Here is a 23,452-nt window from a genome sequence, read left to right on the forward strand (position 1 = left end):
CACTCTTACTTTATGATTCGCCAACTCGCTTTCACCTTAATAGAAATGGTCGCCGTGCTGGTGCTGGTGGGCATATTGGCGGCGGTAGCGATTCCGCGCCTGCCGGTGAACAGCGACTTTGACGGTTCGCTGCAGGCTCGCAATCTGGCAGGACTGCTGCGCCTGGCCCAGCTTAGGGCCATGAACGACCCACTGGCCCTGCAAAGCGGCACTGAAATGGGCCGCTGTGGTGTGGTGGCCGTAACGACAGATGGTGTTTCATTGTCGTCGGATTGCAACTCAGCCTCTCTGTTAAGCACGAATCAACTCCGTGATCCCGGTCAGTCAATTTGGGTGGGGGCGCAGGAGTTGCCGATAACCGTCAATATTACCTTACCTTTTACACTGCAATTTGGCGACGTGGCATCCGAGCCTGATTACCTCAGCGAAGCCAGCCGTTTGGGGCGGCCTTTTGTGAATGCTGGAGCCGGGTATCAGCCGCTGGCCAACACTCTGCAAATTACCCTTGCCGGGAAAACCGTACTGATAGAACCCGAGGGCTATATTCATGTTGCGCCGTAATGCCGGGCTCAGCCTGCTGGAATATGTGGTGGGGCTGGCGGTGCTGGCCATTATATTGGTCGGCACGGGCCTGTTTATTTCAAGCCAGCCCCGGCAACTGGACCCGGTGTTTCAGTTTCGCGCCGTGGCCCTGGCTGAAGTCCTGTCCGAGCAGGTGCTGGCAGTAAAGTACGATGGCCAAAATGACCCTTATGCCGATGAGCATAAGCGATGTGGCATTGGCTCGGCTCCTGCCTGCCGGAATGCCTCCACTGCCGGTGCTGGTGCCGGGATTGAAGATTTTTCCCATGTGGATGATTTTCGTCTGTGGTGTGGCGATGACAATGCCATTACTGGCAATGTGCTGGCAGACCAGCTCAAGCTCACCAGAGCGCCCCTTTACGCCCGTTACACAGTGCAAACCTGTGTAACCCTAAATACCGATGATCCTAGCGCAACATTTAAGGAAGTCATTATTTCCATAGCGGATCAAAACGGCAGTGATCTTTCCTTTACCCTGCACAGGTACAATATTCGATGAAGGCGCGCGGCTTTACCCTGCTGGAGCTGGTAATTGTGATGGTGCTGATTGGTATCAGTGCCGTATTTGGCACTCGCTTTATCGCGTACATGGCCGAGGGCTACATGGGGAATACGGAGCGTGCCCAGGCTCTGGCCGGCGCCCGTTTTACCCTGGAACGCCTGCGCCGTGAACTGGCACTGGCTTACGGCCCCAGTGTGTATTTCAGTGATAGCAAGCGCTGTATTTCCTTTGTGCCCACCCTGGCTGCCGGCACCTATCAGGGCTCGGTCAAATCTGCCACTGCCAGCTTTGTGGTGCCTCTCAGCCTGCAGAAGCAGGTGCCTCAAGGCAGTTTTATGGCCATTCGGGCCGCCAGCGGCGAGGCTTTGTGGAGCGACTTTCCGGCCGCCGCGCCCGACGACAATGTTCATCTGGTGCAGAAGGCATACAGTGGCAGCAGTTTCGGCTTTGATGATGTGTTTAATGATCCCACGCTGATCTCCTTTGATCGCGAAGGCTTTGACCTGCGTTATACCCTGATCAGGGCCGAGCAGGTGCGTTATTGTGCAACCGGCGGCAGCCTGTTTCGTCAGGTTAAAACCGGTGCCGATTGGGGGGATGGCGTGCTTATGTTGACCGGACTCACATCAGAGAGACCGTTTTTAGACTACGATGAGTCCAATCAATTGGTTCAGTTGCAACTGATCCTGAGCACGCGGGATGGCGAACTGGTACTGCCAGGACAATTACAGGTGACCTATGCACCCTGACCACAATCAAAAAGGCAGCATGTTGCTTAGTGTGCTGTTTATTCTGCTTATTCTGTCTGCGCTGATGGCTGCCATGGTCACCCTGTCGGGTCAGAGCAGCCGTCAACTTGCCTACGAAACACTGGCTCTCAAGGCGAGGCTCGCCGCCGAGTCAGTGCTGGAGCAAAAAGTATTCGTGTTGCTGGATAAAATCACTGAAAACGAAACCATCACGTCAGACGTCGCCGGTTGTGAAGGAAATGCGAGTGTTCCGAATACCGATACAGTTGCCGGCGTTACCCAGGTTAATGTGATTGCCACCGGTACCTGCATCGGCGGCGGCATTGCCGTGATCCGTAATATTGAAGTTGAGGTGATAGAGTGAAAAAAAATGACTGGCTATGCCTGGCAGCCCTGATATTACCTCTGCCTACTCTGGCGGACGAAGACAGCATTGCCGCGTTGTTTCCCTATGCCGCACAAAGCCATAGCAATAACGGCAAAATTGAGATGCATGCAAGCGCCCGAATTGATGGAACCAAAGACAAGCTCGGCTATCTGGACTTCAAAAACTCGGGGAAAAACAGTCATGACGATGACGATGACGATGACGATGACGATGATGGATATAAAAAGGCGAGCCTGGGTATATGCGATTATGATGATCAGGCTTGTAAACTGAGTTACCGTATTTTCAATCAGGAACTGCCATCTACGGCCGACTTTCGTCGTCAAGAGGTACGCTTTCCTGACTCGGGCGCGTTTAATAAAACCAACTCTTCTCACAAGGTTGATTGTGAAAACGGCAATAGAAAAGACTCAAGGACCCATTTTAAGGAAATAAAGGTTAAAGACAGTTGCAAATTGACTCTGACTAATAATGCCGGGGAATTTCGCATCAAGGCGATGCAGATCGAGGATGGAGGGCAAGTAACGCTGCCTGCTGGTGATTACTGGATTGAAACGCTGGAAATGGATGGCGGGCGCCTGGTGGTTTCCGAAGGGCAGGCCAATGTCTACATTAACGAAAAAATCAGCATAAAAAATGCGGGTAGTCTCGATCGCCTTCATATTTCTGCGCCTTATGATGAAATCAAACTTGATAACTCAACTTTCAACGGTAGTCTACTTACGAATAAAAAACTGACAATTGATGGCTTCGGCTCAACAGTAACAGGAAGGGTTGTGGCGGAAGAGCTCGAACTCGAAGGAACACTGATCCTGAGCAGCGGAGACTATTACTTTAAAAAGGTAAAACTTGAGGATGAGGATAATAAGGTCATCTCAAGACTGACATCTTCAGGAGACGTTCAACTACACATTGAAGAAGAATTGAAGCTGGAAGACAAAGCCCAGCTTGGTGAAGAAAATCAGCCAATCAGTGTGTATGTATATGGTGAACTGGATGCATATCGTAACGACGACGACGACGACGATGACGATGACGATGACGATGACGACGACGATGACGACGACGATGACGACGACGACGACGACGACGACGACGACGACGATGATGATGATGACGGCAGCGACAATGGCCAGAAAGGTAAAGTTCAGCTTTATGACAACGCCAGGCTCTATGGCTTTGTTTATGTGAATGGCAAGCTTGAGTTAAAGAAAAATGCAGGAATTTTCGGTGCAGTTAATGTTGTCGATTTGAAAATGAGTAAGGGCAGTTTCATCAATTATGCCCCTCGTGGCGATTCCGCGGCGTCGGTACATCACTACGAATTACACCTTAATGGCTGTGCCGAGCAACTGACTGTCTATGCCTGTGCCGACGAAAGTTGTAACGAACTCTATGACGGCAAGGCCAAGCTACATGTCAAGGCCAATGGTTCCAACCTGGCGAACTTCAACAATTTCTATGGCAGTGAATCTCAGTCGTTGAAGAAAACGCCGAGCTATCCCTTTACCATGGTGGTACAGAGCGATGGCAAGGGCGGCAATATGGATCCCGACGCTGCTCACCCCCTGGTTTGTTATGTGAACGGTGAAAAAACCTGTACCGTGACCTCAGCCAGTGGTGGGGGGGATGCCGGTACCTTTTCCTTTGATGTGGACACCGCCTACGCTGGTGATGGGGCACCCATTTCCTTTAGCGGTGGCTGTCTCGACACCGAGGGCGAAGTCGAGGTGAAGTTTGGCTTTGACCGCAACGACAGTGGCGATAACAAGAACATTACCGTGTACGGGGCCGATGGAAAGTCGATCGCGACCCTCAGTGCGGGCGAAGCACGCACCATGACCCTGCCGGTGAGTGGCGCTAGGCTGAGCTACCCTCATGCCGACTTGCTGACCTTGAGCGTACAGCAGGTATTGCCGCAGGGTGGTCTGGGTTCTCAGCTCACCGACAAGGCCGCCTTTGTCCCCTTGGCCTGGCAGGTGCAGCGGGATGCAAACTGTGGTGACAGCAGCGGTTTTGTCTATTCTAACCATGCTGGCAGTTGTGTCGTGTTGGGCGCGGCGGGTGAACCACTCGGGTTCTCGGTGGCGGCCCTCGACGCGAACGAGCAACTGCTACCACTGGATTGGCTGGCGGACCGAATGTCGACCGACCTCATTCATGCCAGTCTGGAAAATGGTGCGCTGAAACCGTCCAAGGATTATGCCCTGAATGATAACGGTGCCGAAGCGATCTTCTCCACCCATCGGTTTGCCAGTGATATTGTGGGCCGACTGCAGGTGAAGGTAGACGACTGGCAAGCGGCTTATATTGCAGGTGACGACACCAGACTTGTCACTCAAGGCGACAGTGCCTATGTCGGCCGCACCGTGCCCGCGTCGCTTAAGGTCACTGCCATCTCCGGTGATATTGAAGGTGATGTGATTTATGCAGGTGCCGAAGAGCCCAACTTCAGCACCAAGCCTGCATTTACCGTGGTCGGGCTGGACGCTGATGGTAATACCCTTGCCAGTTATAGCGGTGAGTTTGCCGGCGGGCTTGAAGAGAATGTACTTATTAACCTGAATTCCTCACTGGATTACAACCTGCTTGAATGGGATTTTAGTGAACTCAGCCATGGGCAACACAGCATTACCATAAATACCGACAGCCTGGTATTTCTGAAGAACGTTCCTTTTCAGGAGATGTCACTGGATTTGCCGCTTGAGCTGACCATCAGTGCGCATGACTGCGATAAAAATAATGAGTGTATTGAGATAGAGGAACAACAAACCACCCTTGCTGACGAGGCCGATAAACTGCGCTATGGCTTTATCACTCTCATGGACACTGAGGTGAAAGTGGGCGAGGCGGGCACCATGGCCAGCAAGTTGCATTATTTTGGTGACAACCTCAATACAATAAGGGAAGACACGCAGACTCCCTTTTATCTCAACACAGGTGGTATGGCTCATCACGATCAACCGGATATGGATCCTGCGCTGCAGCTGAGCCTTGCCGAAAAGCTGGTGAGGGTTGACCCCTATGAAAAGCCGTACCGGGATATCGAAGTGACCATTACAAACCTGCCCGACTGGCTTAAGCCTGCGGAAAAAATAGGCAGCGGTCAACTGATCGATCCGTTTGCCATGCTGGATATTCTCGAAGAAACCAGGCTGCGGGCCAGTGACCGAACCTATAACCGGCGCGAGGTCATTCGCTAGGCAGAAGGAAGCTGTACAAATTGTGACATGGATGTCTTCAATGTTGTTCACAACTGTTTATCATGGAGTCTCATAAAAAATAACAAAACACGGTAAGGATACCTAAAGTGCGCGAGGACAATCACACCACGCTGGCGTCTGTCGGATCGGACGCCTTCACCCTGGAGCACAGTCTCAAGTTCAAACGGCAGTTGTTACAGCACGTGTTCGATAATGCCCTGGAGTCGATCATCGTCACCAATGCCGACGGCGTTATCGAACGGGTCAATGCCGCCTTTACACAGATTACCGGCTACCGGGCCGAGGAAGTGTTGGGTAAAACGCCTCGGCTGGTGCAGTCGGCCCGCCACGAGCCCGACTTTTACAAACGCATGTGGCATCAGCTGCTGCTCACCGGCAGCTGGAGCGGTCAGGTCTGGAACCGGCGCAAGTCGGGTGAGGTGTATCCGCAGTGGCTGAATATCAATACCCTCACCAATGAGTTGGGCGAAGTCACCCACAGGGTGGCCATCGGTCACGATCTCAGCGGCCAGCGCAGTGTTGAGCAGGACCGCACCCCCTTTACCTTTAAGGATCCGTTAACCCAGCTGGGCAATCGCCAGTTGCTGACATCGCGGCTTGAGCAGGCGCTGGCCGAGGCGCAACGCAACCGAATTCGAGTTGGGCTCATGGTGGTTGATCTTGGCCGTTTCAAGGCGCTGAACGAGCAGCTGGGCATGACCTGGGGTGACGATGTGCTGCGCCAGCAGGCCCGTACCCTGCAAGCGGCGGTCGACGAGGCCGACACCCTGGTACGGCTGCAGGGCGACATCTTCGCCGTGTTGCGTCACAGCCGTGCGGAAGACACCGCCATGGCCCAGCTGGCCGACAAACTGCTTGGTTTGTTGGCCCGGCCCCTGGTACTGGCCGACAACAATGTCGTGTCCATGCAGCCCAGCATTGGCATTGCGGTGTATCCGCGGGATGCCCGCGAGCCGGAAAATCTGCTGCAGGCGGCGGAGCACGCCCATGCCATGGCCAGGCGCAACGGGCGTAACCGGTTTCAGTTTGTGGATCAGCGCCAGCATGAGTTGCATCACCGGGAGCTGGTGATTGAGCACAGCCTCAGCCATGTGCTCAATACCGGTGAAGCGGACGGGATCAGCCTGCATTACCAACCGCAGATATGCCCGGTCTCGGGAGCCATCACGGGACTTGAAGCCTTGTTACGCTGGACTCATCGCAGCCTGGGCCAGTTGTCGCCCGCCGAATTTATTCCGGTGGCGGAGCAAAACGGGCTGTCGGTGCGGCTCGATCGTTGGGTGATAGAGCAGGTGTGCACTCAGATGGAAGCCTGGCAACGGCAGGGAAGGTGGCCCCCGGTGGTGTCGGTCAACCTCTGCGCCGACCAGTTTAGCCAGCCCGACTTCTGTGACTGGATTAGCGCCACCGTGGCCCGCTTTGGCCTTGCCCCGGCGGCGTTCAAGCTGGAGGTGACCGAGTCCACCATGGTGGAGCAGATGGGCGCCGGGGTCGGCATGCTGCGCCGGCTGCGGGAGCAGGGTTTTTTGCTGTCGCTGGACGACTTTGGCACCGGCTATTCGGCGCTGTCCTGCCTGCACCGCCTGCCCCTGGATGAGCTCAAGATTGACCGCAGCTTTATGGTAGAAGCCTGTGAAAGCCCGCGGGCCCTGACGTTGCTGCACACCATAGCGCAACTGGCCCGGCAAATGTCATTAAGCCTGGTGGTGGAAGGGGTAGAGCTACCCGAACAGCTGGCCCTGCTGAAGGAGTTTGGCCCGCTCACGGTACAGGGATATTACTATTTCAGGCCCATGCCCGCGCATGATGTGTGTGCCTTGCTGCCGGCGGCCCCCTGACGCGGCTTTCAGCGATATTGCACAACCCGACACCTACCCCCCCACCTTGGCGGGGGGGGAGGTGTCTCGCGTCTCATGCTGCTCCATATATGCCGCCAGTCGCGCCTGTTGCTCGGGGGTAAGGCGCAGTCCCAGCTTGCTGCGTCGCCACAGCACATCGTCGGCGCCGTGGGCCCATTCCTGCCGCATCAGGTAATCCAGCTCCCGTTGATACAGGCCGGCACCAAAATGCTCGCCCAGATCTGCGGTGTCTGCGCAGCCCTGTAAAAAGGTCCGGCACAGGGTGCCATAGCTGCGCACATAGCGGTGTATCAGGGCGTCAGCCAGCCAGGGGTATTCCGTGGTCAACTCGGCGGCCAGGCTGTCATGGCTGCTAAAGTCGCCGCCCGGCAGCACCAGTCGCTGGGTCCAGGGTGCGGTGGCCTGGGGGAGGTGCTCGGCCAGTTGATTGACCGCGTCTTCCGCCAGGGCGCGAAAGGTGGTTATCTTGCCGCCAAACACCGACAGCAGCGGGGCATCGTCTTCGGGGGCGTCCAGTAACAGCTTGTAGTCCCGCGAGGCTTTCTGGGCACGGCCATCACCATTGGCCATCAGTGGCCGCACGCCGGCGTAGCGGTAAATCACATCGGTCGGAGCAGTTTGCCGGCGAAAATGGGCGTTGGCCACGGCACACAGATAGTCGATTTCCTTATCACTGGCGGTGGCGTCGGCCGGCTCGCCGTCATGATCCACATCCGTGGTGCCAATCAGGGAATAATCCCGCTCATAGGGCAGTACAAACACGATGCGGCCGTCCTCGTTCTGCAGAATATAGGCTTCATTCCCCTCATGCAGCCGAGGCACCACCATGTGGCTGCCCTTGACCAGTCGCAGGGTGGCCGGTGGCGGGCTGGATAATACGCTGCCAAACAACCGGCTGGCCCAGGGGCCGGCGGCATTAACCAGAGTCCTGGCGTGGAGTATTCGCCGTTGGCCACTGGTGTGTTCAAGTTCTACTCGCCACAGGCCGTTTTTCCGCTCGGCCTTTGCACAACGGGTACGGGGTAAAATGCTGGCGCCGTGCTGCGCGGCGGCCATGGCGCACAGCACCACCAGACGGGCGTCGTCCACCCAGGCATCGGCATATTCAAAGGCCAGCTGAAGATGCGGCTGCAGCGGACTGTGCTCCCCTAAACGCAGGGTACGCGACGCCGGCAGTCGATTCCGCCGAGCCAGGTGATCATAGAGCCATAGCCCCAGGCGAATCATCCAGGCGGGTCGCAGGTGGGGGCGGTGGGGCAGGCGAAAGCGCATGGGCCAGATAATGTGCGGAGCGGCCTGCAGCAAAATCTCCCGCTCGGTCAGGGCTTCGCGCACCAAGCGGAATTCGAACTGCTCCAGGTAACGCAGGCCGCCGTGAATGAGTTTGCTGCTGGCCGACGAGGTGGCCGAGGCCAGATCGTTCATTTCGCACAGGGTCACGGAAAGCCCCCGTCCGGCGGCGTCTAGGGCAATGCCGACACCGTTGACGCCGCCACCGATCACCAGCACATCCACCGGTTCCGTCATGAGGGCTCTGCCCAGTGTTGAGCGCGGGTCACCGCCTTTTGCCAGCCCCGGTAATGCCGTTCGCGGTGCTGGCTGTCCATGTTAGGGCCGAACTCGCGGTCTACCGCCACACACTGCGCCAGCTCGTCGGTGTCTTTCCACAGGCCGGTGGCCAGCCCCGCCAGAAAGGCCGCCCCCAGGGCGGTGGTTTCCAGCAGTTTGGGCCGGACCACTCGGCTGTGGGTGATGTCGGCCTGAAACTGCATTAAAAAGTCATTGGCGGCGGCACCGCCGTCCACCTTGAGAGCCGCCAGCCGCAACCCGGCGTCCTGTTGCATGGCGTCGAGCAGATCCCGGCTCTGAAAGGCGATGGCTTCCAGTGCGGCACGTACAATGTGATGGCGGTTGGCACCCCGGGTCAGCCCCACCAGGGTACCGCGGGCGTAGGGATCCCAGTAAGGCGCGCCCAGGCCAGTAAAGGCCGGCACCAGATAGACGCCGTTGGTGTCGTTCACCTGCCGGGCACAGGCCTCGCTGTCGGCGGAGTGGCCGATCAGCCCCAGCTCGTCCCGCAGCCACTGGATTACCGCACCGCCCATAAACACCGAGCCTTCCAGCGCATAGTTCACGCCGCCATCGGCGCCCACCGCCAGGGTGCTGAGCAGGCCGTGGCGGGACTCCACCTTTTTCTGGCCGGTGTTCATCAGCATAAAGCAGCCGGTGCCGTAAGTGTTTTTGACCATGCCCTTGTGAAAGCACAACTGACCGAACAGCGCCGCCTGCTGATCCCCGGCGATGCCCGCAATGGGCACCTCCACCCCCAGGTTCGCCTGGCCATACACGGCGCAGGATGATTTCACTTCGGGCAACAGGCTGGCGGGAATATTCAGTGCTTTCAGCAGCAGCGGATCCCACTCCAGGGTATTGATATTAAAAAGCATTGTGCGCGAGGCATTGGTGTAGTCGGTCACATGCACCCGGCCTTCGGTCAGCTTCCACACCAGCCAGGTGTCCATGGTGCCAAACAGCAGGTCCCCGGCCTCGGCCTGCTCCCTGGCGCCGGGCACGTTATCCAGCAGCCAGCGAATCTTGGTGGCGGAAAAATAGGCGTCTGGCACCAGGCCGGTGCGGGTTTTTATCTCCTGCTCCAGGCCCTGTGCCTTCAGCTGCTCGCACAGGGGGGCGGTGCGTCGGCACTGCCACACAATGGCGTGATGAATGGGCTGGCCGGTGCGTTTGTTCCACACCACGGTGGTTTCCCGCTGGTTGGTGATGCCAATGCCGCTGATCTGCTCGGGGCGTACGCCGGTCTTGGCCAGCACCTCGGTCAGGGTGGCCCGCTGGGTGGCCCAGATTTCGGTGGCATCGTGCTCCACCCAGCCGGCCCGAGGATAATGCTGGGTAAATTCCCGCTGGGCCATGGTCACCACTCGGGCCTGGTGGTCGAACAAAATGCTGCGGGAAGACGTTGTGCCCTGATCCAGGGCCAGCACATAGGGTTGGTCGCTCATTATCGACGCTCCTTGTGATCAAAGAGGGGGCGGCAGGCGGCGGGCAGCTCGGGCCGCCAGGGCTTGCGCGGTCCGGCCGTCAGGGCGCCGCTTTTATCATTAATCCAGCCTGCCAACTCTCGGCCGCAACCGGTGCCAGGGGGCACCGCCTGCTGAGACACACAGTTTGGGGACTGGGTCGGGCAGTGCAGGCGCACGTGAAAATGGCTGGAATGGCCGAACCAGGGTCGAAGCCGGCCAAGCCAGGGGGCGTCGCCATAGGTTTTGCACATGGCCTGTTTGATCAGCGGGTGCACAAAAATGCGACTGACACGTGCGTCCTGGGCGGCCAAGGCAATCAGCTGGCGCTGATTATCACCAAAATGGCGGTTAAGAATATACAGCTTGTGATCCACCATATCCCGAGCGCGTGATGGCAGGGGCCCGTTTCCGGGGCGCAGCCAGATGTCCGCATCCAGTCCGGTCTGGTGGCTGCGGTGACCGTAGGCAAAGGGCCCGCCGTGGCGCCTGGCGATGTCGGCCACCAGCATGGGTGGCAGGCCGGCCTGTTGCGCCCTTTTACCCAGGGCCTGCAGATAGTCGATGAGCTGCGCCTGGCCGTAATAACGCTGTCGCTCGGCGCGCACCACCCGGTAGCCGGCGCCGGCTACCGGCAGCGCTCGCGCGTTGGTCTGACAGCCGGCGGCATAGCCGCCAATGGCCTCGCCCCATGCCGCAAGGGGCAGGATCAGCAGGGTTGTCAGGCAGACGGCTTTGATCATGAGGTAATGCAGTCCTTTGGCCATATGACTCCATTATTTATGGGGTTGCGGTTTTTTGCTAGGGTAGCGGCTTTTGACCCGTTCGGAATTCCATCATGACCATGCAGCGCCTGACCGTGCAACAGTTATTACAGCAGCCCCTTGAATATGTGCTGCAGCCGCCCGCCTTTCGCTTTTACGCCACTCAGGTGTCCGTGCTGCTGGCCAGCCTGATGGCGGTGGCGTGGTCGTTGCTGGATGGGCAAGGCGGCTTTGAGCTGATGCACTATGTGGGGCTGGTGTTTGGCGGCGTGCTGCTGCTGGTGAGCCTGTGGCCCGCCAGTTGGAGCCGTCAGCGGCTGATTAACCTGGCGTTCGATGCCGAGCGGCTGTATCTGGTGAATGGTAATAGCAAACAGGTGGTGAGCCTGCCCAGGACGCGGGTGCGGGCGGTGAACAAGGGCAAGCTGCCGGGCCACGACGGCGCCATTATCGCCTTTACCCTGGATTTGCAGCTCGATGAGCAAGAGCTGGACCAGGTGCATCAGACCCTGGAGACTCAGGCCGAGGAGCGTTTTGCCCTGGGTGAAGGCCGTTATCGCTTTGGTTTTGTCGCCAACTGGCAGCCTCGGCGCAAGCTGCTGGCCGCCATCGCCCCCCTTGCCCCCATCGTGGTGGTGGAGGAGCCGGCAAAGGGCGATGACGACGACGAGTGGGACGACTGACAAAAGATAAAACCGGTTGCCTCAGGTGCGAAATACCGCCACCACCTGCTGCAAGCCTTGGGCCTGTTCGGCAATGTCCTGACTGGCGTGGGCGTTGTTGCGCACCGACTGCACCGTGTTGTCGGTAATGTCCCGAATCACGACCACGTTTCTGCTAATTTCGTTGGCCACGCTGCTCTGCTGTTCAATGGCGGCGGCAATCTGAGTGGCCATGTCGGAGATCTCGGTGACTTCCCGCGTGATGTCGTCAAGCACGATCTCGGCCTGTTGCGCCTGCTGACTGCTTTCCTGGCCGTGTTCGCGGCTTTGGTAGATGATGTGTACCATGGCCTCGGTTTTGCCCTGCAGTGAGCCGATGATGGTGGCAATTTCCTGCGTGGCATCCTGAGTCCGGGCGGCCAGGGCCCTTACCTCATCGGCCACCACGGCAAAGCCACGGCCCTGGGGTCCAGCCCGGGCGGCTTCAATGGCGGCATTGAGCGCCAGCAGGTTGGTCTGATCGGCGATCTCGCGAATCACCTGCAGCACATTGCCGATGGTTTCACTCTGGCGCGACAGCTCCTCAATGCTGCCTACCGACGCCTCCAGCTGGTCCGCCAGGCGGCGAATGTGCGCTATGGTGCCCTGCACCTGTTGTTGCCCCCTGGCGGCGTTGTCGTTTGCTTCACCCGCCTTGATGGCGGTGTTGTCGGTGTTGCGGGCTATGTCGTCTATGGTAGTGACCATTTCGGTGACGGCGGTGGCCACCTGCTCGGTTTCCTGCTGCTGCCGCTCAATGTCGGCGGCGGTGGTGGCGGCATTGGTCGACAGTTGGGAGGTGGTCTGGTTCATGGTGTTTACGGCCTGGTTGACCTGCATGATCACCTCGCGAAATCCCTTGAGCATGATATTGAGGGCATCGGCCATTTCCGCCATCTCATCCCGGCTGTGGGTGTCGATGTGCAGGCCCAGATCGCGGTTGCGGTGAATGCGCAGCACGGCATCGCGTATTTGCCGAATCGGGCGAAACATGGAACGGCCGATAAGCGCGGCCACCAGGGCGGTGAGCAGCAGCATGGCCACAAATACCAGGCTGGCGGTGCGGCTGGCCCGATCAAGGTAGGCCTGCAGCTCCTGCTCAATGGCGGTAACGGTGTCGTCCAACAGGGTTTCCGTGCTTTCAATGGTCTGGTGCATGGCCAGTTGCAGGCCCTGCTCACTGTTCAGGCCGATGCGTTGCAGCCCGTCGGCATAGGCCATAAAGCGCGCCCGGTAATGGTTGGCCTGAGTGTGGGGCAGGCCCAGGGTGTCGAGTTGTGCCAGCAGGCGCTGGTGCAGCGCGCTAAAACGTTCGACGTAGCGCAGTTCGTGGCGCAGCATAAAGTCCTTTTCGGCCCGGCGCAGCTGCAGCAAGGTAACCAGAATGGGGTCGGCGCCGTATTGATTGAGCTCGTCCTCCACCTGATGCACGGCCCGGCGCAGCTCGCCCTCCAGGCCGGATTCGTGATCCAGCCCCAGGGTCTGATAGCCGGCGACCACGGCTTCAAAATCCTTGCCGTACTGGGCGAAACGCCGATCCAGGCTGGTTAGGGCATCCAGGGGCAGTTGCTGCCGTTCCAGCAGGCCGCGCAATTCCGCCAAATGGCCGTGTGTCTGGGTCAGTTGCCGGTTGAAATCGTGCTGATAAGCCAGGTCCAGGCGCGCCATAAAATCCTTCTCACTCCGGCGCAGGCCGAGCACGTCGTTGGTCAGAGTCATGGCCAGTGCCTTGCCATGGTTCAGGGTGTTGATGGTATTCAGGGTATGGGTGAACAGCACGAATAACATGCCCATGGCGGCGACCACCACCAGGGTATTGAGTACCAGTTTGTGTTTTATTTTCATCCGTTTGTTTTTCTCGTTATCGGAACAGCGAAAAGCAGGGGGGAGAAGGCGCCCGCCAGGGGGCGCCCGGGATTAACGCAAGAACGGGTTATGCTGGCGCTCGTGGCCAAAGGTGCTTTCCGGACCGTGGCCGGGCACAAAGGTAATGTCGTCCCCCAGCGGCAGCAGGGTTTCCCTGATGCTGTCGAGTAACTGCTGGTGATTGCCGCCGGGAAAGTCGGTGCGGCCAATGCTGCCCTGAAACAGCACATCGCCCACAAAGGCCAGTCGTTGCCCCTTGTGCACCAGCACCATATGTCCCGGGGTGTGGCCGGGGCAGTGGTACACCTCAAGGGTTTCTTCGCCCACGGTGACGGTGTCACCAGCGCCCAGCCAGCGGTCCGGCGTAAAGCCCGGCACCGGGTCAAAGCCAAACATTTGCACCTGCTGGGGCAGGCCGTCTATCCAGTAGGCGTCGGCTTCGCCGGGGCCCTCTACCGGCACACCGGTGCGGGCCTGAAGCTCGCCGGTGGCGCCCACATGGTCCAGGTGGCCATGGGTGAGAATAATGCGCTCAAGGGTGAGATTGCGCTCAGCAAGGGCCGCCAGCAGGCGTTCGGTTTCCCCGCCAGGATCAATCAGTGCCGCCCTGTTGGTGGTCGAGCACCACACCAGGCTGCAGTTTTGCATAAAGGGGGTCACCGGCAGGGTGATACGGTTCAGCATGGTAATTCCTTTAACATAACATTCAGGGCTGGGAAATCTGCGCCTCGGGCCGTTGCGCCAGCCAGTGGGCCAGCTCCTCGGCCTCGCCCCGTTTGACGATACGATCTTCCTTGGCGGCCTGGTGACGGGAATAAATCGGGTCGTAATAGCTGCCCAGCAGGGTGGCGATCCACTCGTCGTGGCCACCACAGCCATGGCCGGCCCGCTGCTGGCGCACGGCTTCGCTTACAATTTCCGATAGCCGGCGCCACTCCCGGTCGCCCAGGCGCTTATACAGTCGCTTGAGGCTGTCCTGCAGGTAGTGCTCCAGCCGGTCAAAGTCGTGGTTGAAGTGGTGTTGCATGGTCTCCACGTAATCGTGGCGAATTTGCCGCACCCGCTGCTCAAAGGGTACTTCCAGCAGCAGCAGCGGCACTTGCTGCATGCGCTCATAGAGGGGCAGGGGCACCGGGCAGCGGCCGATCATGGCGCTTTCGTCTTCCACCAGCCAGCCCTGAATGCCGGCCTTGCGTTGTTTCATGCGGGCAATGGCGAGGCGGTTTTCAAAGTTGATGGGGGTGGGTTGAGGCTCGCCCCAGTGACCAAAGCTGGAACCCCGGTGGTGGGCATAGCCTTCCAGATCCAGCGACAACGGGCTGCGCGCCAGCCAGTCGGTCTTGCCGCTGCCGGTCAGGCCGGTGAGCACATAGCCGGGCCCGGCAAAGCCCTGTTCAATTTCTTCAAGCAAGCGGCGGCGCAGCGCCTTGTAGCCGCCCTTTACTCTGGCCACCGGGCGGCCGGCATCATGCAGCCATTGCTGTACCGTCTGGCTGCGCAGGCCGCCGCGAAAACAGTAAATCACGCCGTTGGGGTGTTCGCTAAACCAGTCCAGCCAGCCCTGTAGCCGCGCTTCACGCACCTCGCCCGCCACCAGCCGGTGACCCAGTTCAATGGCCGCCTGCTGGCCCTGTTGCTTGTAGCAGGTACCCACCTGCGCACGCTCGTCGTCAGTCATCAGCGGCAGGTTGGTGGCAGCGGGAAAAGCGCCCTGAATAAATTCTACCGGGGCGCGCAGGTCCAGCATGGGCACATCGCCGGTCAGCAGCCGGTCGAGATCGGTTTCCAGCTCAGGCATCCACAACCTCAATGCGGTGTTCACCGGCAGGGATCAGCTCGCCGATGGGGGACAACTCGAGATCATGGCGGGCCGCCACGCGCAGGAAGTCGTCAATGGCCCCGGGGCGCACCGCCACCAGCAGGCCGCCGCTGGTTTGCGGATCGCACAGAATGTGCTGCTGGCGCTGAGTGAGCGGGGCCAGCTTGTGGCCGTAAGCGTCAAAGTTGCGCAGGGTGCCGCCGGGCACGGCGCCGGCCTGCAGGTAGTGGTCCAGGTTGGGCAGCAGCGGAATATCCTCCATGTGCAAAATGGCGCTGACATCGGCGCCTTCGCACACTTCCACCAGGTGTCCGAGCAGGCCAAAACCGGTGACGTCGGTCATGGCGCTGACCCCTTCCAGGGCGGCAAAGTCCTGGCCGGGCTTATTAAGCCGGCACATCACTTGCGGTGCAAGCTGGCTGTCTTCGTCCCGCAGCACGCCCTTTTTCTGGGCGGTGGAAAGCACGCCAATGCCCAGGGGCTTGGTCAGAAACAGCACATCGCCGGCGGCGGCGGTGTCGTTGCGCTTGACCTGACTGAGCGGTATCTGCCCGGTCACCGCCAGGCCAAAAATGGGCTCGGGCGCGTCTATGCTGTGGCCACCGGCCAGGGAGATGCCGGCATCAAAGCAGGCCTGACGGCCGCCGTCGATCACCTGTTGCGCCACTTCCGGCGCCAGGGTGTTGACCGGCCAGCCGAGAATGGCAATGGCGACCACGGGTGTGCCACCCATGGCGTAGATGTCACTGATGGCGTTGGTGGCGGCAATGCGGCCAAAGGTAAAGGGATCGTCGACGATGGGCATAAAGAAGTCGGTGGTGGAGATAATGCCCATGCCATTGCCAATGTCGACCACGGCGGCGTCATCGCGACTGGCGTTGCCCACCACCAGGCGCGGATCGTTAAAGCCGGGCAGCTGGCTGTGCAGTATGGTGTCGAGAATTTTGGGGGAAATTTTGCAGCCGCAGCCGGCGCCGTGGCTGTATTGGGTCAGGCGAATGGGTTCCACTCGAGCTTCCTTGGTGACTAACGGAAAGCGCCCATTCTACTCTTTCTCGCCGTTATTCGCACCCGCTTCCCCCCGGCGGCAACCGGCCGAAGGGAAACGGCTTGAGCGGAGAACTGTGTTACCAGGCCCGCACCACCAGGCCCTTGAGGTAGTGGCCTTCGGGATAGGCGGTGCCGATGGGGTGATCGGCGGCCTGGTTCAGGCGTTCCAGGATCTGGGCATCGCGGCCGGCATCCAGGGCGGCGTCGGCCACGATTTTCTGAAACAGATCCGAGGTCATCAGCCCGGAGCAGGAGAAGGTGAGCAGCACACCGCCCGGATTGAGCAGCTGAAAGGCCAGCATATTGATGTCTTTATAGCCCCGGCAGGCGCCGTTGAGCTGGGCCTTGCTTTCGGCGAACTTGGGCGGGTCCAGCACGATAACGTCAAAGCTTTCACCCTGCTCCCGGTAGTCCCGCAGCAGCTTGAACACATCGGCCTGCTCAAAGCGGGCTCGGCTTAGGTCAAGCTGGTTCAGCTCGGCATTTTGCCTGGCCAGGGCCAGCGCCGACTCGGACACATCGGCGTTGACCACTTCGCTGGCACCGCCCTTGAGCGCATAGACGCCAAAGGTGCCGGTGTAGCTGAAGCAGTTCAGCACTCGCTTGCCTTGGCAGTAACGGCCGGCAATGCGGCGGTTGTCGCGCTGATCCAGGTAAAACCCGGTCTTGTGGCCGGTTTCCACGTCCACCAGAATGCGCACGCCGTTGTTTTCCTCGATCACCACCGGCTGGTTGGGCAGGGTGCCGGCCAGCAGGCCCTTGCGCTCTTTCAGGCCTTCCTTTTTGCGCACCGCCACGTCGGAGCGTTCATAGATGCAGGCGTCCGGATACAGGTGCGTGAGGGCGGCCACAATGGCCTTGCGCCAGCGCTCGGCGCCGGTGCTGAGCAGCTGGCACACCACCACATTGGCGTACACGTCGATGGTCACCCCAGGCAGGCCGTCGGACTCGGCGGCGCACAGCCGGTAACCGGTCAGGCCCTGTTCGGCAATCAGCGCCTCGCGGCCGGCTTTGGCCCGCTTCAGGCGGCGTAGAAAGAAGGCATCGTCGATGGTCTCATGACGGTCAAAGGTCCAGATGCGGGCGCGGATCTGGGACTGGGGCGAGTAGAAACCCCGGCCCAGCCATTGGCCGTTGTGGCTCAGAATATCGACGGTATCACCGGCGTTGGGCTGTCCCTGTACCTTGTCGACGGCACGGGAAAAGACCCAGGGATGGCGGCGCAGAAGGGATTTTTCCCGTCCTGCAACTAGGGTTATAGAGGAGGTCATAGGCTGGGGCTGCTTGCTTGCAAAAAGGGGCACAATTCTAGAAGTGACGAGAGTAAAACACAAAGGGGGGCGTACAAAAATGACCATTATCGCCAAAAAGATCTGGGTCAGCGGCCGAGTGCAGGGGGTGAGCTTTCGTTATTACACCCAGTGCGAGGCGGAACGACTGGGGGTGCATGGCTACGCCCGCAACCTGCCCGATGGCCGGGTTGAGGTACTGGCGGAAGGGCAGGCCGCCGCGGTGCGCCAGCTGGTGGCCTGGTTACGCCACGGACCGGATACGGCGCGAGTGAATGGGCTGGAAGAGGACGAGATCGCGCCCAGGGGCGTGCACGGGTTTGAAACCGGGTGAAGGGGGCGCGGGCTGCCAGTAAGCAGTAGGTTGGCGATGAGCGAAGCGAATCCCAACATGCAGGCGCCTGCGGAATGTTGGAATTCGCTTCGCTCATTCACAACCTACGACTGCGCCAAAGAAAATGCCGGCTTATGAGCCGGCATTGGTACTGGGTTAGCCTTTCAGGGCGGTATCCAGCTCTTCGATTTTGGCTTTCCAGATGGCGGGGCCGGCCACGTGGGCGTTCTGACCCTCACTGTCTACGGCCACGGTCACCGGCATGTTTTCCACCTCGAATTCGTAGATGGCTTCCATACCCAGATCTTCAAACGCCAGCACGCGGGCTTTTTTCACCGCCTTGGCCACCAGGTAGGCGGCACCACCCACGGCCATCAGGTACACGGCCTTGTGATCCTTGATGGAGTCCACGGTGGCCGGACCACGCTCGGCCTTGCCCACCATGCCCATCAGGCCGGTCTGCTCCAGCATCATGTCGGTGAACTTGTCCATGCGGGTGGAGGTAGTGGGGCCGGCGGGACCCACGGCTTCGTCGCCAATGGCGTCAACCGGACCCACGTAGTAGATAAAGCGATCCTTGAAGTCCACCGGCAGCGGCTCGCCCTTGCCGATCATGTCCTGAATGCGCTTGTGGGCCGCATCCCGGCCGGTGAGCAGCTTGCCGGAGAGCAGCAGGGTCTCGCCCATTTTCCATTCCTTGACGTCGTCACGGGTGACGGTGTCGAGGTTCACCCGGCGCACGTTTTCGCCCACCTCCCAGGTGACTTCCGGCCAGTCTTCCAGCTTCGGCGGCGTCAGCTCGGCGGGGCCGGTGCCGTCCAGGTGAAAGTGCACATGGCGGGTGGCGGCGCAGTTGGGAATCATCACCACCGGCTTTGACGCGGCGTGGGTGGGGGCGGTTTTGATCTTGATGTCCACCACGGTAGTGAGGCCGCCCAGGCCCTGAGCGCCAATGCCCAGCTTGTTGGCCTTGTCAAAAATTTCCAGGCGCAGCTTTTCTTCGGTGGTTTCGGCACCACGTTCAATCAGGTCGTGAATATCGACCGGATCCATCAGGGATTCCTTGGCCAGCACCGCGGCCTTTTCGGCGGTGCCGCCGATACCAATGCCCAGCATGCCCGGGGGGCACCAGCCGGCGCCCATGGTCGGCAGGGTCTTCAGCACCCATTCCACCACGTCGTCGGACGGGTTCAGCATTACCATCTTGGACTTGTTTTCTGAGCCGCCACCCTTGGCGGCAATGGCCACTTCAACGTGATCACCGGGCACCATGTCGATATGCACCACGGCGGGGGCATTGTCTTTGGTGTTTTTACGGGCACCGGCCGGATCGGCCACAATGCTGGCGCGCAGCGGGTTGTCGGGATTGGTGTAGGCACGGCGAACGCCTTCGTCCACCATTTCCTGCACGGTGAGATCCGAGTCCCACTGTACCTGCATGCCGATTTTCACAAAGCAGGTCACAATGCCGGTGTCCTGGCACAGGGGGCGGTGACCTTCGGCGGACATGCGGGAGTTGATGAGTATCTGTGCAATGGCGTCTTTGGCGGCCTGGCTCTGCTCTTTTTCGTAGGCTTTTTCCAGCGCTTTGACGAAATCCAGCGGGTGGTAGTAGGAGATATATTGAAGGGCGTCAGCAACGGAGTCGATAAAGTCCTGCTTTTTGATAATGCTCATGGCTTCCTCATGGGTTATCGGCTGGCTCTGTATTGTTATAATCGGCGCCATGATACGCTTTGCCGCCCCCGGCTGACCAGTCTGGCCCGGGGCGGAATGCCAAAACTGTCGAGTGGATTACATAAATGGGACTGCCTTTGCACATACACAGCGAGCCCTTTGCCGGGCCGGTGCGCGACTTTTTTTCACCCCTGGCCAACAGCCCCTGGGCGGTGCTGCTGGAGTCGGCCTCGCCGCTGGCCGCAGACAGCCGTTTTCACATACTGAGCGCCAGCCCGGTCGCCACCCTGGTGACCAGTGGCGATGCGACCACCATTACCCATGCCGACGGCACCGATAGCAGCCGAGACTGCCCCTTTGCCCTGCTTAAAACCTGGCAACAGCGGTTGCTGGGTGACGTTGTCCTGCCCGAGGAATATGCTCACCTGCCCTTTGCCGGTGGGGCCCTTGGGCTGTTTGGCTACGATCTGGGCCGGCGGCTGGAGCGTGTTCCCGAGCTGGCCGCCAATGAGCTGGCCACCCCGGACATGGCGGTGGGCCTGTACGACTGGACCTGGGTGATAGACCGTGAATGTGAGCAGGCCCATCTGCTGGTGCTGGGTGACGAGGACGCACTCACACAAAAGCTGGCCTGGTGGCGCAGGCTCACCGCCGCGCCCGGCATGCCGTTTCACCTGACCGGGCCCTGGCAGGCCAATCAAAGCCGTGAAATATACGGTGACCACTTTAATCGAGTGCAGGACTACCTGGCCGCCGGCGATTGTTATCAAATAAACCTTACGGTGCGCTTTAACGCTCCCTTTGAGGGGGAGCCCTGGCAGGCCTATTGCGGACTGAGCGAGCACAACCGGGCCCCCTTTTCCGCCTTTATGCAACTGCCGAAGAGCACGGTTCTGAGCCTGTCGCCAGAGCGCTTTATCGCCCTGGAAGGGCGCCGGGTGGAAACCAAGCCCATCAAGGGCACGCGGCCTCGTGGCGACAATGAACAGCAGGACCAGCAACTGGCCGAGGAGCTGGCGGCGGCGCCCAAGGACAGATCCGAGAACCTGATGATAGTGGATCTGTTGCGCAACGACATCGGCCGGGTGTGTGTGCCGGGCTCGGTCAGGGTGCCATCGCTGTTTGCCATTGAGTCGTTTCCGGCGGTGCACCACCTGGTGTCGACCATCACCGGCGAGTTGCAGCCAGGCTTGAATGGAACCGATCTGCTGGCGGCTACCTTTCCTGGTGGCTCCATTACCGGTGCCCCCAAGGTACGGGCCATGGAAATCATCGAGGAGCTGGAGCCCCACCGCCGCCACGGTTACTGCGGCAGCATGGGTTACCTCAGCGCCCACGGCCGCATGGACACCAGCATCACCATTCGCACCCTGCTGGCGGAGCAAGGCCGGCTTTACTGCTGGGCGGGGGGCGGCGTGGTGGCCGACTCGAAGCAGGCGGATGAATACCAGGAGTTGTTCGACAAGCTGGGCCGCATATTGCCGGTACTGGAACGCCTATGACCCTGGACGAGCTGATCACCCGCATCAACCTGTTGCCGCCCCAGCCCGACGACGGCTGGCCGCAACACGCCCGGCCGGCGGCGGTGCTGATGCCGGTGCTGGAAGGCGAGGCCGGACTTGAACTGGTGCTGACCCGGCGCAGCAGGCATCTGCGCCAGCATCCGGGGCAGATCAGCTTTCCCGGGGGGCGCGTGGACGACACCGACCCCAGCCTGTGGCACACGGCCCTTCGGGAAAGCGAGGAAGAAATCGGCCTGCCGCCGGAACGCTGCCGGCTGCTGGCGCGACTCAGGGCGCAGTACACCATTTCCGGTTTTGCGCTCACGCCCTTTGTCGGGCTGGTGGAAGGTCAGCCCGAGTTTGTGCTCAACCCCGATGAAGTGGATGAGCTTTACCGGGTCCCCCTCGATTACCTGCTGGATCTGCGCCATCACCATGTGTTGAGCCAGCATCGTCGGGGCAAGCTGCACCGGGTGGTGTTCATTCGCTGGCAGGGATTGTGGGTGTGGGGCATTACCGCCGCCGTGATCCATCAGTTCGCTCGCCAGGTGGCACGCTGAGCGGCGATCCCCATCACAAATCCCGCTGATTTTTTTTTGCTTGTTAAAATGTTGTTGGGGTTAAGCTCAAATAAACCTACAATCGTTCAATAATAGTTGAGCGACCGCATTCGGCGTCGCTGTTCCTAAGCGAGTAGTGTTTGGAGTTTGCCATGATCAGCGTGTTTGACATGTTCAGTATCGGTATCGGCCCGTCTTCTTCTCATACCGTTGGCCCCATGCGGGCAGCCCACGCCTTTGTTCAGGCCATGGCCGAGCAGGGCACACTCAACCGCACCACCCGCGTGGAAGTTGAGCTGTTTGGCTCTCTGGGCCAGACCGGCATCGGCCACGGCACCGGCAAGGCGGTGATCCTCGGGTTGGGCGGCTATGATCCGGAGTCGGTGGATGTGGACATCATTCCCGGTTTTCTGGAAAAGGTGGAAAGCAGCCAGGAAATCGTGCTCAACCAGACCCACCCGGCGGCGTTTCCGCGCAGCGGCGCCGTCGTGTTTCACCGTCGCAAGACCCTGCCGCTGCACAGCAACGGCATGACCTGCCGCGCCTTTGAGGGCGATGCGGTGCTGGCCGAGCAGTCTTACTATTCCATTGGTGGCGGCTTTATCGTCAAGGCCGAGGAATTTGCCGACACCAAGGCCGCCGCCGTGGCCGAGTCCAGCGCCCGGCCGGTGCCCTATCCGTTCAAGAGCGGCAACGAGCTGCTACGCCTGTGCCGGGAAAACGGCATGTCCATCAGCGGCCTGATGATGGCCAATGAAAAGATCAATCGCAGCGAGGAAGAGATCATTGCCGGCTTGCGCGAGATCTGGGACGTGATGAAGGCCTGTGTCAAGCGTGGTTGCAAGACCGAGGGCATTCTGCCCGGCGGTCTCAAGGTCAAGCGCCGCGCGCCGTCGCTGTATCGCCGCCTGGTAAGCGAATCCCAGTACAACAAGGACCCTTTAAGCGTGATGGAATGGGTGGACCTGTTTGCCCTGGCGGTGAATGAGGAAAACGCCGCCGGTGGCCGAGTAGTGACCGCGCCCACCAACGGCGCCGCCGGCATCATTCCCGCCGTGTTGCACTACTACGACAAGTTCGTGCAGCCGGTGGATGATGACGCCCTGGTGCAGTATTTCCTGACCGCCGCTGCCATCGGCATTCTGTACAAGGAAAACGCCTCCATCTCCGGTGCCGAAGTGGGCTGCCAGGGTGAAGTGGGCGTGGCCTGCTCCATGGCTGCCGGCGCGCTCACCGCCGTGGTGGGGGGCACCATAGATCACGTGGAAAACGCCGCCGAAATCGGCATGGAGCACAACCTGGGCCTGACCTGTGATCCGGTGGGTGGCCTGGTGCAGGTGCCCTGCATTGAGCGTAACGCCATGGGCTCGGTCAAGGCCATTAATGCCAGTCGTCTGGCCCTGCGTGGCACCGGTGAGCACAAGGTGTCCCTCGACAAGGTGATCAAGACCATGCGTGACACCGGCATGGACATGAAAACCAAATACAAGGAAACCGCCCGCGGCGGCCTGGCAGTGAACATTATCGAATGCTGATGCCGTCCCGCGAGGG

At 59.9% G+C, this 23,452-nt stretch carries 20 protein-coding genes; 11 read left to right on the top strand and 9 right to left on the bottom strand.

The window, feature by feature from the left end:
- The first annotated feature begins 12 nt into the window (after window positions 1-12).
- The 6 genes from OJHNALOF_RS08945 to OJHNALOF_RS08970 all read left to right on the top strand — a co-directional run bounded on the left by OJHNALOF_RS08945 (window position 13) and on the right by OJHNALOF_RS08970 (window position 7,283).
- A complete protein-coding gene (locus tag OJHNALOF_RS08945; RefSeq protein ID WP_165661786.1) occupies window positions 13-561 on the top strand; it encodes a Tfp pilus assembly protein FimT/FimU in 549 nt (182 codons plus the stop codon).
- A 28-nt stretch (window positions 562-589) separates the two neighbouring features.
- Window positions 590-1,081 carry a prepilin-type cleavage/methylation-like protein gene (locus tag OJHNALOF_RS08950; protein ID WP_370462305.1) on the top strand — a complete coding sequence of 164 codons (492 nt, stop codon included), beginning with the start codon at window positions 590-592 and terminating at the stop codon, window positions 1,079-1,081.
- Window positions 1,078-1,833 carry a type II secretion system protein J gene (locus OJHNALOF_RS08955; RefSeq protein ID WP_165661788.1) on the top strand — a complete coding sequence of 252 codons (756 nt, stop codon included), beginning with the start codon at window positions 1,078-1,080 and terminating at the stop codon, window positions 1,831-1,833. The genes OJHNALOF_RS08950 and OJHNALOF_RS08955 overlap by 4 nt, the downstream gene beginning before the upstream one ends.
- Window positions 1,823-2,197: a hypothetical protein gene (locus tag OJHNALOF_RS08960; RefSeq protein ID WP_240919657.1), complete on the top strand. Its 375-nt coding sequence runs from the start codon at window positions 1,823-1,825 to the stop codon at window positions 2,195-2,197. The genes OJHNALOF_RS08955 and OJHNALOF_RS08960 overlap by 11 nt, the downstream gene beginning before the upstream one ends.
- Window positions 2,194-5,424, top strand: coding sequence for a hypothetical protein (locus OJHNALOF_RS16925; protein WP_206063594.1), 3,231 nt, complete (start codon window positions 2,194-2,196; stop codon window positions 5,422-5,424). The genes OJHNALOF_RS08960 and OJHNALOF_RS16925 overlap by 4 nt, the downstream gene beginning before the upstream one ends.
- Before the next feature lie 107 nt (window positions 5,425-5,531).
- Window positions 5,532-7,283 carry a GGDEF domain-containing phosphodiesterase gene (locus OJHNALOF_RS08970; protein WP_165661789.1) on the top strand — a complete coding sequence of 584 codons (1,752 nt, stop codon included), beginning with the start codon at window positions 5,532-5,534 and terminating at the stop codon, window positions 7,281-7,283.
- A gap of 33 nt (window positions 7,284-7,316) precedes the next feature.
- On the opposite strand, the gene glpD is transcribed toward OJHNALOF_RS08970, so the two are convergent.
- Genes glpD through OJHNALOF_RS08985 form a run of 3 tightly spaced genes read right to left on the bottom strand, consistent with a single transcriptional unit; the run spans window position 7,317 to window position 11,082 of the window.
- Window positions 7,317-8,831 (bottom strand): glycerol-3-phosphate dehydrogenase, encoded by a 1,515-nt coding sequence (gene glpD / locus OJHNALOF_RS08975; protein ID WP_165661790.1) that lies wholly within the window; start codon window positions 8,829-8,831, stop codon window positions 7,317-7,319.
- Entirely contained in the window at window positions 8,828-10,321 is a 1,494-nt protein-coding gene (glpK, locus tag OJHNALOF_RS08980) for a glycerol kinase GlpK (protein WP_206063595.1), read from the bottom strand. Before glpK ends, glpD begins: the two co-directional genes overlap by 4 nt.
- The gene (locus OJHNALOF_RS08985; RefSeq protein ID WP_165661791.1) at window positions 10,321-11,082 is read right to left on the bottom strand and encodes a penicillin-insensitive murein endopeptidase; all 762 of its coding nucleotides are present in this window, start codon (window positions 11,080-11,082) and stop codon (window positions 10,321-10,323) included. The genes glpK and OJHNALOF_RS08985 overlap by 1 nt, the downstream gene beginning before the upstream one ends.
- A gap of 95 nt (window positions 11,083-11,177) precedes the next feature.
- On the opposite strand from OJHNALOF_RS08985, the gene OJHNALOF_RS08990 reads away from it, so the two are divergent.
- Complete coding sequence (locus OJHNALOF_RS08990) at window positions 11,178-11,786, top strand: hypothetical protein (protein ID WP_094199434.1); 609 nt, start codon at window positions 11,178-11,180, stop codon at window positions 11,784-11,786.
- Window positions 11,787-11,807: 21 nt separating this feature from the next.
- Here the strand turns inward: OJHNALOF_RS08990 and OJHNALOF_RS08995 are convergent, their stop codons facing one another.
- The 5 genes from OJHNALOF_RS08995 to OJHNALOF_RS09015 all read right to left on the bottom strand — a co-directional run bounded on the left by OJHNALOF_RS08995 (window position 11,808) and on the right by OJHNALOF_RS09015 (window position 17,810).
- Window positions 11,808-13,649: a methyl-accepting chemotaxis protein gene (locus tag OJHNALOF_RS08995; RefSeq protein ID WP_165661792.1), complete on the bottom strand. Its 1,842-nt coding sequence runs from the start codon at window positions 13,647-13,649 to the stop codon at window positions 11,808-11,810.
- 72 nt (window positions 13,650-13,721) lie between these two features.
- Window positions 13,722-14,354 carry an MBL fold metallo-hydrolase gene (locus OJHNALOF_RS09000; protein ID WP_165661793.1) on the bottom strand — a complete coding sequence of 211 codons (633 nt, stop codon included), beginning with the start codon at window positions 14,352-14,354 and terminating at the stop codon, window positions 13,722-13,724.
- A 22-nt stretch (window positions 14,355-14,376) separates the two neighbouring features.
- Window positions 14,377-15,468 carry a tRNA 2-selenouridine(34) synthase MnmH gene (mnmH, locus tag OJHNALOF_RS09005; protein ID WP_165661794.1) on the bottom strand — a complete coding sequence of 364 codons (1,092 nt, stop codon included), beginning with the start codon at window positions 15,466-15,468 and terminating at the stop codon, window positions 14,377-14,379.
- The gene (selD, locus tag OJHNALOF_RS09010) at window positions 15,461-16,498 is read right to left on the bottom strand and encodes a selenide, water dikinase SelD (RefSeq protein ID WP_165661795.1); all 1,038 of its coding nucleotides are present in this window, start codon (window positions 16,496-16,498) and stop codon (window positions 15,461-15,463) included. The genes mnmH and selD overlap by 8 nt, the downstream gene beginning before the upstream one ends.
- Window positions 16,499-16,616: 118 nt before the next feature.
- On the bottom strand, window positions 16,617-17,810 hold the full coding sequence (locus tag OJHNALOF_RS09015) for a class I SAM-dependent methyltransferase (RefSeq protein WP_165661796.1): 1,194 nt from the start codon (window positions 17,808-17,810) through the stop codon (window positions 16,617-16,619).
- A 79-nt stretch (window positions 17,811-17,889) separates the two neighbouring features.
- Between OJHNALOF_RS09015 and yccX the strand changes: the two genes are divergently transcribed.
- Entirely contained in the window at window positions 17,890-18,162 is a 273-nt protein-coding gene (gene yccX / locus OJHNALOF_RS09020; protein ID WP_094199428.1) for an acylphosphatase, read from the top strand.
- 156 nt (window positions 18,163-18,318) lie between these two features.
- On the opposite strand, the gene OJHNALOF_RS09025 is transcribed toward yccX, so the two are convergent.
- Window positions 18,319-19,839, bottom strand: coding sequence for a fumarate hydratase (locus OJHNALOF_RS09025; RefSeq protein WP_165661797.1), 1,521 nt, complete (start codon window positions 19,837-19,839; stop codon window positions 18,319-18,321).
- Window positions 19,840-19,964: 125 nt separating this feature from the next.
- Between OJHNALOF_RS09025 and pabB the strand changes: the two genes are divergently transcribed.
- From pabB to OJHNALOF_RS09040, 3 genes are all read left to right on the top strand, one after another.
- Window positions 19,965-21,341, top strand: a complete 1,377-nt coding sequence (gene pabB, locus OJHNALOF_RS09030; RefSeq protein ID WP_094199426.1) for an aminodeoxychorismate synthase component I — start codon at window positions 19,965-19,967, stop codon at window positions 21,339-21,341.
- Window positions 21,338-21,901 carry a CoA pyrophosphatase gene (locus OJHNALOF_RS09035; protein ID WP_094199425.1) on the top strand — a complete coding sequence of 188 codons (564 nt, stop codon included), beginning with the start codon at window positions 21,338-21,340 and terminating at the stop codon, window positions 21,899-21,901. The genes pabB and OJHNALOF_RS09035 overlap by 4 nt, the downstream gene beginning before the upstream one ends.
- A gap of 152 nt (window positions 21,902-22,053) precedes the next feature.
- A complete protein-coding gene (locus OJHNALOF_RS09040; RefSeq protein ID WP_094200534.1) occupies window positions 22,054-23,436 on the top strand; it encodes an L-serine ammonia-lyase in 1,383 nt (460 codons plus the stop codon).
- Window positions 23,437-23,452: the final 16 nt, after the last annotated feature.

Origin of the sequence: Oceanimonas sp. MB9 (assembly GCF_011319775.1) — a bacterium.
In the GTDB taxonomy this organism is placed as follows: domain Bacteria; phylum Pseudomonadota; class Gammaproteobacteria; order Enterobacterales; family Aeromonadaceae; genus Oceanimonas; species Oceanimonas doudoroffii.

What these genes read in the sequence shown, in the direction of transcription:
- glpK (WP_206063595.1), bottom strand. Translation starts at nt 10,321, where the DNA reads ATGAGCGACCAACCCTATGTGCTGGCCCTGGATCAGGGCACAACGTCT.
- OJHNALOF_RS08990 (WP_094199434.1), top strand. Translation starts at nt 11,178, where the DNA reads ATGACCATGCAGCGCCTGACCGTGCAACAGTTATTACAGCAGCCCCTT.
- OJHNALOF_RS08960 (WP_240919657.1), top strand. Translation starts at nt 1,823, where the DNA reads ATGCACCCTGACCACAATCAAAAAGGCAGCATGTTGCTTAGTGTGCTG.
- OJHNALOF_RS08995 (WP_165661792.1), bottom strand. Translation starts at nt 13,649, where the DNA reads ATGAAAATAAAACACAAACTGGTACTCAATACCCTGGTGGTGGTCGCC.
- yccX (WP_094199428.1), top strand. Translation starts at nt 17,890, where the DNA reads ATGACCATTATCGCCAAAAAGATCTGGGTCAGCGGCCGAGTGCAGGGG.
- mnmH (WP_165661794.1), bottom strand. Translation starts at nt 15,468, where the DNA reads ATGCCTGAGCTGGAAACCGATCTCGACCGGCTGCTGACCGGCGATGTG.
- OJHNALOF_RS09035 (WP_094199425.1), top strand. Translation starts at nt 21,338, where the DNA reads ATGACCCTGGACGAGCTGATCACCCGCATCAACCTGTTGCCGCCCCAG.
- OJHNALOF_RS09000 (WP_165661793.1), bottom strand. Translation starts at nt 14,354, where the DNA reads ATGCTGAACCGTATCACCCTGCCGGTGACCCCCTTTATGCAAAACTGC.
- OJHNALOF_RS09025 (WP_165661797.1), bottom strand. Translation starts at nt 19,839, where the DNA reads ATGAGCATTATCAAAAAGCAGGACTTTATCGACTCCGTTGCTGACGCC.
- OJHNALOF_RS09040 (WP_094200534.1), top strand. Translation starts at nt 22,054, where the DNA reads ATGATCAGCGTGTTTGACATGTTCAGTATCGGTATCGGCCCGTCTTCT.
- pabB (WP_094199426.1), top strand. Translation starts at nt 19,965, where the DNA reads ATGGGACTGCCTTTGCACATACACAGCGAGCCCTTTGCCGGGCCGGTG.
- OJHNALOF_RS08985 (WP_165661791.1), bottom strand. Translation starts at nt 11,082, where the DNA reads ATGATCAAAGCCGTCTGCCTGACAACCCTGCTGATCCTGCCCCTTGCG.
- OJHNALOF_RS09015 (WP_165661796.1), bottom strand. Translation starts at nt 17,810, where the DNA reads ATGACCTCCTCTATAACCCTAGTTGCAGGACGGGAAAAATCCCTTCTG.
- OJHNALOF_RS08955 (WP_165661788.1), top strand. Translation starts at nt 1,078, where the DNA reads ATGAAGGCGCGCGGCTTTACCCTGCTGGAGCTGGTAATTGTGATGGTG.
- glpD (WP_165661790.1), bottom strand. Translation starts at nt 8,831, where the DNA reads ATGACGGAACCGGTGGATGTGCTGGTGATCGGTGGCGGCGTCAACGGT.
- OJHNALOF_RS08945 (WP_165661786.1), top strand. Translation starts at nt 13, where the DNA reads ATGATTCGCCAACTCGCTTTCACCTTAATAGAAATGGTCGCCGTGCTG.